Here is a 13,741-nt window from a genome sequence, read left to right on the forward strand (position 1 = left end):
CTCTTTTCAAAAGTAAGTCGGCAAATGCCGGGGTAAAAACGGACCGGCGCTTTCCGCCGAACGGCAATGCCGGCCCAGGCGGTGGTGCTTCAATGCGCCATGGCGTGCGTCGGCATGGCGCCGCTGGCTTCGTTCAGCAGGGCCGGCGTGATCTGCTTGAAGCGCAGCACGCGGCCGCCTTCCTTGCGAACAAACGCTTCCGCGTCCACCTGCCGGCTGAACGAGGCGATGGCCGGGCCCATCGAGCCCTGCGCCTTGCTGCCTAATACATAGAGCGCGTCGTGTGCCCCGATCCAGTGGCCTTGCGGCTGTTGCCAGTTGGCGCTGCCCATGTCCTGCACGTAGAAGGCGCTGGTGGCGCGACGCTGTTCCGGCGCCAGCATTTCACCGAGCAGTTCTTTTACGTCACAGAAGTAGCTGGTCTTGCCGTCGGCGAAGCGAACCTGCGCTTTCGGCCCGGGGAAGTCGCGCAGCAGCATGCCGTCCAGCGCACACGCGGCTTCGTCGGACGGATCAATGGCTGGCAGGTTGGTGGCGCTGTACGTGCAGGCGGCCAGCGCAAGGGTGGCCAGTGCGGCCAGCGCGCTCCTGCGCAGGTGGAAAATAGTCATGAAAATCTCCTGAGTGCGATAGAAAACGGTAAAAAAATCCAGGCTAGCATCACGCCCGACAGCAGCGCCGGGTGGGTCCAGCCTTGCGGCATCACGGTGGCCAGGCCATACATGGCTTGCGCCTGGTCCGAGCTGAACACGTTCAGCAGGCGAAATACGTCGGCCGGGTTCAGCATCAGCATGGCGGCGAACAGGCCGCTACCGAGCTGGCCCTGGCTGAGCACCATCACCCCCATCAGCAGCAGGTCGAACACCAGCACGAACAGGAACCACAGCGCCAGTGCAATGCCGCTGGCGCGGACGCGGTCGCGGGTGCTGACCGATACCAGCATGGCAATGCTGAGGAAGGCCAGTCCCATCAGCACGGCGCTGGCGACGAATTGGGCGTAGCGCCAGCCCTCGGCCACAGTCAGTTGCGAGAACAGCGGCAGCAGGCCGGCGCCAAAGCCGATCGCGGTGGCGCTGGTGAGCGCCGCCGCCAGGCCGAGATATTTACCGAGCAGCACTTCCAGCGGCGTCACCGGCATCGACAGCAGCAGTTCCAGCGCGCCGCGCTCACGCTCGCCGACAATCGCGTCATAGCCGAGTATCAGGGCGATCAGCGGCACCAGATAGATCACCAGGCTGGACAGGCTGGCGATAGTGGCGTCGATGCCGTGGAAACCAACCTGTCCCTGCTGGGCTGCGCCGAAGTAGGCGATGGCCAGCGCGAAGAAGGCAAACACCAGCGCCACGGCCAGCACCCAGCGGTTGCGCAGCCGCTCACGCCATTCTTTTGCGGCCAGCACGCCGACCTGGCGCCATTCAATGCGTGCGCGCATGGGTGCCTCCGTAGCCGAGAAATACTTGTTCCAATGTCGATTCCTGAATCGCGATGTCGTCGGCGCAAGCGGCCAGCTGGCGCAGCACCGCCATCTTGTCGGCCCTGGCGCAGCGCACGTGCAGCTGTTCGCCATGCGCCTCCAGCGCCAGCTCCAGCGGCAACGCGGCCAGCGCCGCGCGCACGCCCGCCTGCAGCGCAGGCGCAATCGTGGCGGTAATGGTCAGCATCCGGGGCGCATGGGTACCCGTCCGCAGCTGCCTCAGCGTGCCTTGCGCGGCCACCGTGCCGCTCTGCATGATGAGCAGCTGGTCGACCCTGTGCTCGATCTCTGCCAGGATGTGTGAGGTGATGACGATGGTGGCGCCGCGGTCCTGCGCGGTGCGCAAGATGGCGTAAAAGTCGGCGATGCCTTGCGGGTCCAATCCGTTGGTCGGCTCATCGAGGAAGATCAGGTCCGGATCGCCCAGCAGAGCCTGCGCCAGGCCGAGCCGCTGGCGCATGCCCTTGGAGTACCCCTGTACCGGCCGCGCGGCGGCATGCGTCAGGCCCACCAGGTCGAGCAACGGTGCGCAAGCAGCGCGCGCAATGTGCTTCAAGTCCGCAAAAAAGTGCAGTACTTCCTGGCCACTCAGGTTGTCGTAGGTGAGAAAACTTTCCGGCAGATAGCCGACGCGCCGGCGCGTCTGGCGAAAGGCAGGTTCGGCCGCGTTCTGGCCCAGTACGTGCAGCGTGCCGGCGCAGGGCGTGATCAGACCGAGCATCAGCTTGAATAGCGTACTCTTGCCGGCGCCATTGTGGCCGATCAGGCCGAACATGGCGCCATGGGCGATGTCAAAGCTGACGTCCTGCAGCACCGTGAGCGCGCCGTAGCGATGCCGGATGCCGCGCAGGCTGACGGCGGCTTCAGTTGTATTCAATGCGGGGAGCGATGTCATTCCATTTCTTCCAATTCTGTGAGAGCGGGCGCATGCGCGGATGGCGGTCGACTACGCTTGGCGCGCGCAGTAGCGGAAACTGACGCGCGGCAAAGCGCAGCGTCTGCAGCGCGGGGCTGGCGCCGAGCAGCTTGAGCAGCGGGTATTGCCAGTTCAGACGGTCAACCAGGTCGTTCGCTTCATACGCCACGTCACCCTGGCCGTCGCCGTTCTGGTCCCAGCCGTTGTAATTGCTCCAGTAGTTGCCTTCCTGTTTGCCCCATTCGACATCGCGCGCGGCAACAAAGCGCACCTGCTCCTGGTTGCCGATGAAGTCGTTGCCATCGACTTGGTTGTTCGACGAGCCGGCCGACAGGTGCACGCCGGTGCGGTTATTGATGATCAGGTTGTGGCGCAGCGTGTTGTACTCGGCGTCATAGATGAAAAAACCACGGTCGTTGCCGGCCACCACGTTGTCTTCGATCAGCGAGTCCTGGATGGTGCGCAGCATGATGCCGTGATCGGTATTGCCCCACGCGATATTGCGGCGCACGGTCAGGCTGCGCACCTCCATCAGCGCCAGCCCGGCCCGGCTCAGATATACCTCGTTGTCTTCCCAGGTACTGTGGTGGGTGTTCATGTAGTGCGTGCCGTAGCGGACATGGTGGATGCGGTTGTGGCGAAATTGCGCGTCGCGCGAGACGTCGACATAGATGCCGTCGCGCGTGCCGCTGATTTCGTTGCCGGTGACGCGCGCTCCGCGCGTGTCGTACACCTGGATGCCATTGCCGCGCTGCGCCGATTGCAGGTCGCGCCGGCCGGTGATGGTGTTGTTCAGCAAGCGCGCATCGTCAACGCCTTGCAGCCAGATGCCGAACAGGTTGGCGATCAGTCGACAGTCGTTGATCTGTACGCGATGCGCGCCAGGCACGATATAAATGCCGGCGTTCTGCGCAGTGAGGTCCGCGCCGCTGTCGATCACGATCAGGCCGATCAGGGTGACGTCGGGGGCGGTGATGCGGATGGTGTCGCCGTGCCCTTGGCCGCTGATGGTGGGATGGCTGCGCCCTTGCAGCGTCAGCGCCTTGTCGACCAGCACGTGTTCGTTATACCTGCCGGGTGCGATCAGCAGTGTGTCGCCTTTCTGCGCACTGGCGATGGCCGCATTGATCGACGTGCCCGGCGCCACTTCCAGCACGGCGGCGGCCAGGCCCGGCCCATAGCCGGCCAGTATGACTGCCAGCACCAGCGCGCGCATCAGCGCCAGCAGGGTGGAAGGCGCCAGCCTCATGCGTCTTCCTTGCCTTGCGACGGCAGCGTTGAGCGCAAGCTGTCGAGCGTAAGGAAGTAGCCGTCGGCGCCGATACGCGTCAGCGCTTCGCCCTTGGCAGCGCGCCGCTTGCGCTCTTTCACCAGCGGTGGACAGGCGTGATCGTCGTAGTACATCACCATGCAGTCCAGGCACAGCATGCATTCCATCTGATCGATTTTGCCTTGGCTGTCGATGGCGTGCGAGCCGCAACCGGCGGCGCAGGCGTGGCAGCTGGTGCATTCTGCCTTGCGCTTCAGACCGAACAGACGGAACTTGCCGGGCAGCGCCAGGCCCGCGCCCATCGGGCACAGGTATTTGCAGTAGGGGCGCTCGCTGAACAGCGACAGGCCCAGAATGGCGCCGATAAAGAGCCAGAATGGCCAGCTGCGGTTCCATACGCCGACCAGGAAAGTGGTCTTGAAGGGTTCGATTTCGGCCAGATGTTCGGCTGTCTCCATTGAGAACAGGGATACGCCGATCAGGCCGAAGAAGATGGCGTACTTCAGCCAGCGCAGCTTGTCGTGCAGTGGTTTTGGCAGCAGTTTCTGCCAGCGTTTCAGGCCGATGGCGGAACCGAGTTTCAGCATCAGGTGCTGCAGCGAGCCGAATGGACATAACCAGCCGCAGAACAGGCCGCGTCCCCAGATCAGCACCGTGATGATGATGAACCACCAGAACAGGAAGATGAAGGGATCGGACAGGAACAGCTCCCAGCGCCATTGATGGATCAGCGAATGGAGCCAGGTCATGATCTGCGTGATGCTGGGCTGCGCCTTCAGGTAGAAACCGATGAAGCCGGCGCTGATGATCCACAGCACCAGCCGCGGCCAGCTGATCAAAGGCTTGTGCTTGCGCGTCGATGCACGCACCAGCCGGTCGCGTCGTGCGTACCAGATGGCGGTAAACAACAGGGTGGCGACGAAGAAGCCGATTTGCGCAATCCGGTCCAGCCAGATGTTTTGCCACGCCGGGCGCGCCGTCACCACTTTCGGATGGCCGCCTTCCAGATAGCGGGCCGGCAGCCAGTATGTCTGGTCGTAGTGGGTGAAGGTCTTGGCGCCCTTGGCGTCCACCTGATTGACCAGCAGCGTCAGCGTCCAGGGCCACGCCGGATTGAAGTGTTTCGAGCGGACGATGAAGATGCCCGATTCGCGGTATTGGGGCACATCGCCGGGCTGCAGGTGATACAGATTGAGATAGTCGGTATCGCGGAAGGTGTAGGTTTCAGGATCTTGCCGCACCTGGATGCGGTCGTAGATGCCGCCGCGCACAAAGCCCGAGCCCTTGAACGATGTCTGGCCGCTGGCGATGACGAAGATCGCATGCTCGTCCGGCTTGAGGTCGCGCATCAGGCGCTGGTAGTTGTCCTCGCCCAGCAGGCTGTTGCCCAGCGTCGGCGTGTTGAGGTAGCCGAAGTAGAGATCGATGTAGTCGCCGCGTGCGCTGTCGGCGCCGACTTCGCGCGCGGTGATCGTCAGGCGGCCGACCGAGCCCTCGTCGGCCAGCTTGCCCCAGTTGAGGCGCTCGTCGAGCGGCGTGAAGCGGGCTGGCGGCCGCGCCGCCGCAGTGAAGATGCCGACCTGGCGGCCGATCTCATAGGCGCTGCGGGAAATTACCTGGTTCTCGGCGATGGCCGTCACGGTGGCGCCGCTGATCGCGTCCAATCCCACGCTGCCATCGCCGCCACGGCCAATTTCCAGCCTGGCGTCACCGCGCAGGCCGACATATTGTCCGATGAACTTGAGCAGCGCCGATTCCGGTATGCCGGCCAGCAGGATCGGTTCGGAATGCTTGATCACGCGCACGCCGGTAATGATGCCTGCGGTGTCCATGCCGATCAGTGTAATGACCGGCTTGCCGGAATAGGCGGGAATATCCACCACGTCGGTTGACAGGAAAACGTAGCCAACGAGCTTGCCGCCGGCGTCCAGCGCTTGCACATAGCGTGGAGAACCCATGCGCTGCGAGAAGCGCTGTGCTTGCGGCATCACGTCGCGGCAGGCGGCATGCGCGCACAGGTCGGCGCCGTGCAACAGTTCGGAGGAAAGTTCAGCGTCGTAGATGTTGGCGGCGGCGATGGGCGGCGCCAGCATAGCCAGTAACATCAAGCACGACGCCAGAGAATTGAACAAGGTTTTTAAAGTAGTCGTCATGAGAATATGCCATGCCGGCTGACGCATCAGCCGGCATGGACTTGCGGGACAACTCAGGCTTCAACCAGGAAACGGCTACGCATTTCCAGATGCAGGGCGTGGCAGAAGTGCGTGCAATACAACCAGAACGCACCGGCGTGATCGGCCTTGAAAGTGACCGACTTGGTTTCCTGCGGATTGACGATAAAGTTGATGTTGTAGGTCGGGATGGCGCAACCGTGGGTCAAATCTTCGACCTTGTCGTAGTTGGTCAGGGTGAGCGTGACTTCATCGCCTTTTTTGACCTTGATGACCGGCATGCTGAACGCCGGCGCTTGCGACATCAGACGCACATGCACCTTGTTGCCCTTGCGCTCGATGCCGGCGTTTTCCGGCGTGACGGCATTCGGGAAGTCGGTCATGGTGTGGATCTGGCGCGTCTTGACCACGTCGCGGCGCACGATAATGCCATCGTGCGGTTCCGGGTAGGCAGTGTGATCGGCTATCAGCTTCATGCTGGCGCCGCTGATGTCGACCAACTGTTCGGTTTCAGGATGCAGCGGGCCGACTGGCAGGAAGCGGTCCTTGGAGAACTTGTTGCCGGAGTTGAGGTATTTGCCGTCAGCTTCCCTGGTCTCACCCATCGATGAGTAGTTATGGCCCGGCTGGTAGTGCACGTCCAGCTTCTCGATGATGACCTTGGCGTTTTTGTCGCCCTTGAACTGGGCAATGGCTGCATCCACATTCCATTTGACGGCTTGGCTGTCGAGGAACAGCGAGGTATAGGCGTTGCCCCTGCCGTCGAAGGCGGTGTGCAGCGGGCCGAGGCCGATTTCCGGTTCGGCCACCACGGTGTCGCGCGGATCCTTGACGTTACCGTCGAACCACTGCAGCACCTTGCTCAATTCAATCACGGTGGCGGTCGGCGACAGCTTGCCGGAGCAGACGAAGTATTTTCCGTCCGGGCTGGCGTTGACGCCATGCGGGTTCTTGCTGACCGGGACGTACAGCGAGATCGCGCTTTTCGGATCGGCATTGGCAGCCTTGCGGCCATCGACCACGGGGACCTTGGAACTGCCGATGGTGGTGAACTTGCCTGCCTTGACCAGGGCCTCGACGCGTTCGATATGCAGGAACACGCAGGCATCGCGCTCGGCCGCCATCATGCCGTTCAGGTCGGCGGCGTTTTCCACGTTGTACTGGTTGCAGGCGGCCAGCTTGCCGTCGTACGAGGTGGCGCACAGATCCATATTGCCGTCAACGCGCACCTGCCACATCACTTCCATGGTCTCTGCGCTGACGCAGCTGAACAACGCACCCCACTTGTCCGGATTGTCCAGGTCGCGGCCGTCGTTCGGCAGCGGGATATGGAATTCGGCGCCGCAGAACACGCGGGTGGTGTAGTCAATCTTCTGGTCGACCGGATCGCGCTTGTCAGGGAACAGGCCGTGGAAGCCGGCCACATTCGGCAGTTCGGTGATCTTGTCGCATTCCATGGTGTCCATGCGGATGCGCGCCACGCGTGAATGCAGCTTGTCGTTGATGAACAGCCAGCGGCCGTCATACGTGCCGTTCTTGTAGCTGCCGTGGACGTGGTGGGTGTCGCCGGTGATGTATTTCAGCGTGCCGTCGGGCTTGGTGCCGATGATGGCTTTCGATTCATTGGTAATACCCCAGCCGACCATGCAATCGACGTTGAACACCGGGATGCGCTTGAGCGTGCGCCCGGAAGGCAGGCCGAGCACCCGCGCTTCGCCCGAATGGCCGGAACTGATGAAAGCATAGTAGTCGTCCAGCTGGCCCGGCGCGATCTCGGTGCCGTGGTGTGCGGCCGGTGCGGCAGCGCTCTTGCCGCCGGCGGCAGCTTCCTCCTTGCAGCCGGCCAGGCCCAGCGTGACGCCTGCCAGACCCAGTGCGGCGCTCTTGCCGAGAAAGCCGCGGCGGCTCGACGGCGTGTCGTTGGTGGTATCCATCTTCTTGCTGTCCATCTCTCGTTCTCCATCGTTGCAAAATTATAAACAGACATTTTACATACATCTTTTAAAAAAACGATGATGTGGATCAAGCATTTCAGGCACCGCCGCCGCGATTGCGGCGGTACTTGATCCAGGCACTGTTTTCGTCGTCGCCCCTGATGAGCTGGCCGGCTTGCTATAATCAATCCCGGCAGCGCCTCCGCTGTGCTGGCTCCGGACGTCGCCATAATGACGTTCCCAGTGGTCCGCCCCGGGCCTGTCGTCAAGGAGCTTTCCCTGTCTTCTCGTCAAGAAAATCTGCACAGCATCTATGCGATGCTGATTGCGGTCGCCATGTTCTCGTGCATGGATACCGCCATGAAGCTGCTGTCTGCCCATTATCCCGCCACGCAGGTCACGGCGATGCGCTCGCTCAGTTCGTTGCCACTGCTGTGCGGCTACATGCTGTACCGCGGTGCGTTCAAGGGCATCTTGCGCATACGCTGGCCTATGCACCTGTTGCGCGCCGCACTCGGCATCGCCATGCTGACCACCTTTGCCTTCGGGCTGAAGTCGCTGTCGCTGGCCGAGGCATATTCGATCTTTTTTATCGCGCCGGCTTTGATCACGGCGCTGTCGGTGTGGGTGCTGAAGGAGCACGTGGGCCGCGGGCAGTGGGTGGCGATTGGCGTCGGCCTGCTGGGCGTGCTGGTGGTGCTGCGCCCCGAAGGCACCGGCTTCCTGTCGCTGGGCGGGCTGGCGATTCTGGTGGCAGCTGCCTGCTACGCCGTGTCGGCCATCAGCGCGCGCGTGCTGGCGCGCACCGACAGCACCGAGGCGATGATGTTCTGGCTGCTGACGCTGATGTCGGTTGGCGCCGTAACGCTGGCGTGGAATATCTGGGTGCCTGTGCGTGCCGAACATGGCTCAATCTTGATGGTGCTGGCGCTGTCGGGCTTCTTCGGGCAGTTGGCGATCACCAAGGCCTTCAGCACCGGCAAGGCGTCAATCGTGGCGCCGTTCGAGTACACGGCGCTGGCCTGGGGCGTGGCGATAGACTGGCTGCTGTGGCAGGCGCTGCCGGATCGCTATACCTTGCTTGGCGCGGCGATCATTATCGCCAGCGGCATCTACCTGGTGCGGCGCGAGGCCGTGCATGTGGAAAGTGAGCATCCCTAGCATTTCTTTGCCGGTCAGCATTCCACGCCGCAACTGGATATAATCGACAGATGTTAAAACAACGCACCATCAAACAACAGGTCCGCACCATCGGTGTCGGTTTGCACTCCGGCACCAAGGTCGAGCTGATCCTGCGTCCTGCCGCGATCGACACGGGCATCGTGTTTCGCCGCATCGACCTCGATCCCATCGTCGAGTTCCCCGCCAGCGCCATGGCCGTGGGCGACACGCGCATGGCTTCCGTGCTGATCAAGGATGGCGCCAGGGTTTCTACCGTGGAACATCTGATGTCGGCTGCGGCCGGCCTGGGCGTCGACAATATGGTTATCGACGTGAATGCGGAAGAAATTCCCATCATGGACGGTTCCGCCTCGTCCTTCGTCTACCTGCTGCAGCAGGCTGGCGTGGAAGAGCAGCAGGCGGCGAAGAAATTCATCAAGGTCGTCAAGCCCGTGGAAGTGCGTCACGGCAAGGGCGACGCGGAGAAATGGGCGCGCCTGTCGCCGTACGACGGCTTCAAGCTCGATTTCTTCATCGAATTCAATCATCCGGCCGTCGATGGCACGATGCAGCGCGCCTCGGTCGATTTCGGCGACGTGTCGTACGTGCACGATGTGGCCCGCGCACGCACCTTTGGTTTCATGCAGGACGTGGAAAGCTTGCGCGGCATGGGCCTGGCCCGTGGCGGTTCGCTGGAAAACGCCATCGTCATGGACGAGTACCGCATCCTGAACGCGGACGGCTTGCGCTATGAAGACGAGTTCGTGCGCCACAAGATCCTCGACGCCATCGGCGACCTGTACCTGGTGGGCCACCCCTTGCTGGCGTACTACACGGCGCACAAGTCGGGCCACGCGCTGAACAACCAGCTGCTGCTGGCGCTGCTGGAACAGCCGGAAGCGTATGAAATCGTGTCGTTCGCCACCAACGAGGCGGCGCCGCAATCCTACTTACGCCAGATGGAGCGTGAGTGGTCGCTGACCTAGGTCGGATGAGCGGGGCGACGCCCCGCGTAATCCGACAACCATGTTGGCACTGATCGTGGTGTTGTCGGATTACGGCCCGAAGGGCCTAATCCGACCTACGCGATATGCGTTAATTTAGCGCCGTTATTCTCAGTCCTTTGGTTCGCGGTGGTGGCGGACCATATTGCGCAGCGCCGCGATCAATTGCTCGTTCTGCTTCGACGCGGGCAGGGCCGTGCTCAGCTCTTCCAGGGCCGACATGGCTTTTTCCGGCAAGACCAGCGCCCGCGTATGCACGATGGGCGCGATGCTCTTGATGACTTGCACTTTCAGCTTGATGCCTGAAATCTGCCAGCCCTTTCTTTCCAGTTCCCCTTGCAACTTCGGCAATTGCTGCTTGAGCTTGGCCGCCAGCGCCGCGTTCGGTGTGGCCAGCACCAGTTGGCCGCCTTCGAATTGCAGGATGTCGCAATGCTCGAACATGGCCGGCAAGGCCTTGGCGCAATCCTTTTGCAAGGCGGCCAGGCGCGTGACGGTGGGCATCAGCGATGCCATCGTCGCGTTGCCGCGCAGAAAATCGGTTGCGCCCGTGACGGCCGGGCCTGAACGGGCAAAGCCGTAGCCGCGGCGCGGCGCCGGAGAATAAGTGGGAGTTCGCATGGCCGAAACATAGCACACTCGCCCGCGCATGACGAGTGCGGCGGCGGCGGGCGGGCCGTATTGCCTTACAGTATGGAAAATGTCCGCAATTTCTGCCATTTGTTTGTCATTAAGCTATTGTTATATGGCGCATTACCCCAACCATGTCGGGAACGCATGATAAAATCATCGTCTTTTGCCATAGTCGAACTCCGTGCGGTGACGCGATTACTCCCTCGTTGTTCCCTACCGAGCTTTTTTTAACGGCGTTTTTTCAAGAATTCAAGCATGTCATTACTGACCCAGATTTTCGGTAGCCGCAACCAGCGGCTGCTCAAGCAATACCAAAAAACGGTACGCGAGATCAATGCGCTCGAGCCGGCCATCGAAAAGCTGTCGGATGCCGAGCTGCAAGCGAAGACGCCTGCCTTCAAGGAACGCATCGCCGCTGGCGAATCGCTCGATGCCTTGTTGCCGGAAGCATTTGCCGTCTGCCGCGAGGCCAGCAAGCGCGTCCTGCGCATGCGCCACTTCGATGTGCAGATGATCGGCGGCATGGTCTTGCATTTCGGTAAGATCGCGGAGATGGGCACGGGCGAGGGCAAGACCCTGATGGCAACTTTGCCAGCCTACCTGAATGCCCTGTCGGGCAAGGGCGTGCATATCGTCACCGTCAATGATTACCTGGCGCAGCGCGATGCCGAGACCATGGGCCGTCTGTATGCATGGCTGGGCCTGTCGACTGGCGTGAACATGTCGCAGATGGAGCACAGCGCCAAGCAGCAGGCGTACAACTCCGACATCACGTATGGCACCAACAATGAATTCGGTTTCGATTTCTTGCGCGACAACATGGTCTACGAAGCGCGCGAACGCGTGCAGCGCAGCCTGAACTTCGGCATCGTCGATGAAGTCGACTCGATCCTGATCGATGAGGCGCGTACGCCATTGATCATTTCGGGCCAGGCCGAGAACCATACCGACCTGTATCACAAGATCAATGAAGTGCCTGCGCGCCTGACTTTGCAGATCGGCGAAGAAACGCCGGACGGCAAGGGCAAGGTTGACGTGCCGGGCGACTACACCAAGGATGAAAAAGCGCACCAGGTGCTGCTGACGGAAGCGGGCCACGAAAAGGCGGAAGGCATCCTGATGGAAATGGGCCTGCTGCCGGAAGGCGCTTCGCTGTACGATTCGGCCAACATCACCCTGGTGCACCACCTGTATGCGGCCCTGCGCGCGCATGCGCTGTACTTCAAGGATCAGCACTATGTGGTGCAGAACAATGAAGTGGTGATCGTCGATGAATTCACGGGCCGTCTGATGACGGGCCGCCGCTGGTCCGATGGCTTGCACCAGGCCGTCGAAGCGAAAGAAGGCGTCAAGATCCAGAACGAGAACCAGACGCTGGCCTCGATCACCTTCCAGAACTACTTCCGCATGTACGCCAAGCTGGCCGGCATGACCGGTACGGCCGATACCGAAGCGTACGAATTCCAGGAAATCTACGGCCTGGAAACGGTCGTGATCCCGCAAAACCGTCCGCTGCAGCGCAAGGACCGCCAGGATCAGGTCTACAAATCGTCGGCGGAAAAATACAACGCGATGTTGAACGACATCCGCGACTGCTACGAGCGCGGCCAGCCCGTGCTGGTCGGTACGACCTCGATCGAGAACTCGGAACTGCTGTCGGGCATCCTGACCAAGGCCAATTTGCCGCACAACGTGCTGAACGCGAAGCAGCATGCGCGCGAAGCGGAAATCATCGCCCAGGCAGGCCGTCCGAAAGCCATCACCATCGCCACCAACATGGCCGGTCGCGGTACGGACATCGTGCTGGGCGGTAACGTCGAAAACCAGATCAAGTTCATCGAAGCCAATGCTGAACTGAGCGACGCCGACAAGGCAGCCCAGTCGCAGACCTTGCGCGATGAATGGCAATCGCTGCACGACCACGTGGTCAATGCGGGCGGCTTGCACATCATCGGCACCGAGCGCCACGAATCGCGCCGCGTCGACAATCAGCTGCGTGGCCGTGCCGGCCGCCAGGGTGATCCGGGTTCGTCGCGTTTCTACCTGTCGCTCGACGACGCGCTGCTGCGCATCTTCGCCGGCGACCGCGTGCGCGCCGTGATGGATCGCCTGAAAATGCCGGAAGGCGAACCGATCGAGGCAGGCATCGTCTCGCGTTCGATCGAATCGGCCCAGCGCAAGGTCGAAGCGCGTAACTTCGACATCCGCAAGCAATTGCTGGAATACGATGACGTCGCCAACGACCAGCGCAAGGTCATCTACCAGCAGCGTAACGAGCTGCTGGAAACGACCGATATCTCGGACATGATCGCTTCCCTGCGCCATGGCGTGTTCACCGACCTGGTGCACGAGTACGTGCCGCATGAATCGGTGGAAGAGCAGTGGGATATCAAGGGCCTGGAAAACACCCTGGCCGGCGAATGGCAGCTCGACTTGCCGCTGCAGCAAATGCTGGAAGCCGATGCGACCCTGACGGACGAAGAGATCCTGGACAAAGTGCTGGCCGCGGCCGACGCCGTGTACCAGTCGAAGATCGACATCGTCGGCAAGGAATCGTTTGGCGGCTTCGAACGCAATGTCATGCTGCAAAGCGTGGACAGCCACTGGCGCGAACACCTGGCGGCGCTCGATCACCTGCGCCAGGGTATTCATCTGCGCGGTTATGCGCAGAAGAACCCGAAACAGGAATACAAGCGTGAAGCGTTTGAACTGTTTGGCCAGATGCTCGACATGATCAAGAACGACGTCACGAAACACGTGATGACGGTACGCATCCAGTCGCGTGAAGAAGTCGATGCGGCCGAACAGGCGATGCAGCAGTCGCACGTGGAAAACGTGCACTACCAGCACGCTGAATTCGACCCGAACGCGGCGCCGGAAGAACTGCTGGCGCCTGTGGCCGGCGGCAACATGGACAACGTCGACGACATGAGCGTGAGCATGGGCGTCAAAGTGGGCCGTAACGACCCATGCCCTTGCGGCAGCGGCAAGAAGTACAAAGCTTGTCATGGAAAATTGGCGTAAAGCCGGTTTGACAGCTTGAGCAAAAACGGAGACCGCGGTCTCCGTTTTTTTATGCCGTTTCAATTGACGCGCGCGCATCTGTCGGCACGCATGTTCACCGGCGCCGCGAAGGCGCTACAATAGCGCTTCCATTTTCCCTCGCAGAAGAACTCAC

Annotated in this window: 10 protein-coding genes; 3 read left to right on the forward strand and 7 right to left on the reverse strand. The window is 61.6% G+C overall.

Annotation, left to right across the window (positions count from 1 at the left end; all coding sequences use genetic code 11):
• Positions 1–89: 89 nt before the first annotated feature.
• From HWE17_RS05830 to nosZ, 6 genes are all read right to left on the reverse strand, one after another.
• A complete protein-coding gene (locus HWE17_RS05830; RefSeq protein ID WP_070305655.1) occupies positions 90–611 on the reverse strand; it encodes a nitrous oxide reductase accessory protein NosL in 522 nt (173 codons plus the stop codon).
• The gene (locus tag HWE17_RS05835; protein ID WP_200872998.1) at positions 608–1,432 is read right to left on the reverse strand and encodes an ABC transporter permease; all 825 of its coding nucleotides are present in this window, start codon (positions 1,430–1,432) and stop codon (positions 608–610) included. Before HWE17_RS05835 ends, HWE17_RS05830 begins: the two co-directional genes overlap by 4 nt.
• Positions 1,416–2,369 (reverse strand): ABC transporter ATP-binding protein, encoded by a 954-nt coding sequence (locus HWE17_RS05840; protein ID WP_176388120.1) that lies wholly within the window; start codon positions 2,367–2,369, stop codon positions 1,416–1,418. The genes HWE17_RS05835 and HWE17_RS05840 overlap by 17 nt, the downstream gene beginning before the upstream one ends.
• Entirely contained in the window at positions 2,338–3,606 is a 1,269-nt protein-coding gene (locus HWE17_RS05845; protein ID WP_176388149.1) for a nitrous oxide reductase family maturation protein NosD, read from the reverse strand. The genes HWE17_RS05840 and HWE17_RS05845 overlap by 32 nt, the downstream gene beginning before the upstream one ends.
• 29 nt (positions 3,607–3,635) lie before the next feature.
• On the reverse strand, positions 3,636–5,765 hold the full coding sequence (locus tag HWE17_RS05850; RefSeq protein WP_176388150.1) for a NosR/NirI family protein: 2,130 nt from the start codon (positions 5,763–5,765) through the stop codon (positions 3,636–3,638).
• Between the two features lie 101 nt (positions 5,766–5,866).
• Positions 5,867–7,780 (reverse strand): TAT-dependent nitrous-oxide reductase, encoded by a 1,914-nt coding sequence (nosZ, locus tag HWE17_RS05855; RefSeq protein WP_051959385.1) that lies wholly within the window; start codon positions 7,778–7,780, stop codon positions 5,867–5,869.
• Positions 7,781–8,083: 303 nt separating this feature from the next.
• On the opposite strand from nosZ, the gene HWE17_RS05860 reads away from it, so the two are divergent.
• Both HWE17_RS05860 and lpxC read left to right on the forward strand, forming a co-directional pair.
• Positions 8,084–8,926, forward strand: a complete 843-nt coding sequence (locus HWE17_RS05860; protein WP_176388121.1) for a DMT family transporter — start codon at positions 8,084–8,086, stop codon at positions 8,924–8,926.
• 50 nt (positions 8,927–8,976) lie between these two features.
• The gene (lpxC, locus tag HWE17_RS05865; protein ID WP_035824864.1) at positions 8,977–9,912 is read left to right on the forward strand and encodes a UDP-3-O-acyl-N-acetylglucosamine deacetylase; all 936 of its coding nucleotides are present in this window, start codon (positions 8,977–8,979) and stop codon (positions 9,910–9,912) included.
• 129 nt (positions 9,913–10,041) lie between these two features.
• On the opposite strand, the gene HWE17_RS05870 is transcribed toward lpxC, so the two are convergent.
• Positions 10,042–10,551, reverse strand: a complete 510-nt coding sequence (locus HWE17_RS05870) for a DciA family protein (protein ID WP_034748833.1) — start codon at positions 10,549–10,551, stop codon at positions 10,042–10,044.
• 267 nt (positions 10,552–10,818) lie between these two features.
• Here HWE17_RS05870 and secA point away from each other — a divergent pair, with 267 nt between their 5' ends.
• Positions 10,819–13,587, forward strand: coding sequence for a preprotein translocase subunit SecA (gene secA / locus HWE17_RS05875; RefSeq protein ID WP_035824866.1), 2,769 nt, complete (start codon positions 10,819–10,821; stop codon positions 13,585–13,587).
• The last annotated feature ends 154 nt before the right edge of the window (positions 13,588–13,741 follow it).

The organism is Janthinobacterium sp. BJB401, assembly GCF_013372745.1.
Lineage (GTDB): Bacteria > Pseudomonadota > Gammaproteobacteria > Burkholderiales > Burkholderiaceae_D > Janthinobacterium > Janthinobacterium rivuli.

Excerpts from the sequence above, each read along its gene's own strand:
- HWE17_RS05870 (WP_034748833.1), bottom strand. The coding sequence starts at position 10,551 with ATGCGAACTCCCACTTATTCTCCGGCGCCGCGCCGCGGCTACGGCTTT.
- HWE17_RS05845 (WP_176388149.1), bottom strand. The coding sequence starts at position 3,606 with ATGCGCGCGCTGGTGCTGGCAGTCATACTGGCCGGCTATGGGCCGGGC.
- HWE17_RS05830 (WP_070305655.1), bottom strand. The coding sequence starts at position 611 with ATGACTATTTTCCACCTGCGCAGGAGCGCGCTGGCCGCACTGGCCACC.
- nosZ (WP_051959385.1), bottom strand. The coding sequence starts at position 7,780 with ATGGACAGCAAGAAGATGGATACCACCAACGACACGCCGTCGAGCCGC.
- secA (WP_035824866.1), top strand. The coding sequence starts at position 10,819 with ATGTCATTACTGACCCAGATTTTCGGTAGCCGCAACCAGCGGCTGCTC.
- lpxC (WP_035824864.1), top strand. The coding sequence starts at position 8,977 with ATGTTAAAACAACGCACCATCAAACAACAGGTCCGCACCATCGGTGTC.
- HWE17_RS05840 (WP_176388120.1), bottom strand. The coding sequence starts at position 2,369 with ATGACATCGCTCCCCGCATTGAATACAACTGAAGCCGCCGTCAGCCTG.
- HWE17_RS05860 (WP_176388121.1), top strand. The coding sequence starts at position 8,084 with ATGCTGATTGCGGTCGCCATGTTCTCGTGCATGGATACCGCCATGAAG.
- HWE17_RS05850 (WP_176388150.1), bottom strand. The coding sequence starts at position 5,765 with ATGTTACTGGCTATGCTGGCGCCGCCCATCGCCGCCGCCAACATCTAC.
- HWE17_RS05835 (WP_200872998.1), bottom strand. The coding sequence starts at position 1,432 with ATGCGCGCACGCATTGAATGGCGCCAGGTCGGCGTGCTGGCCGCAAAA.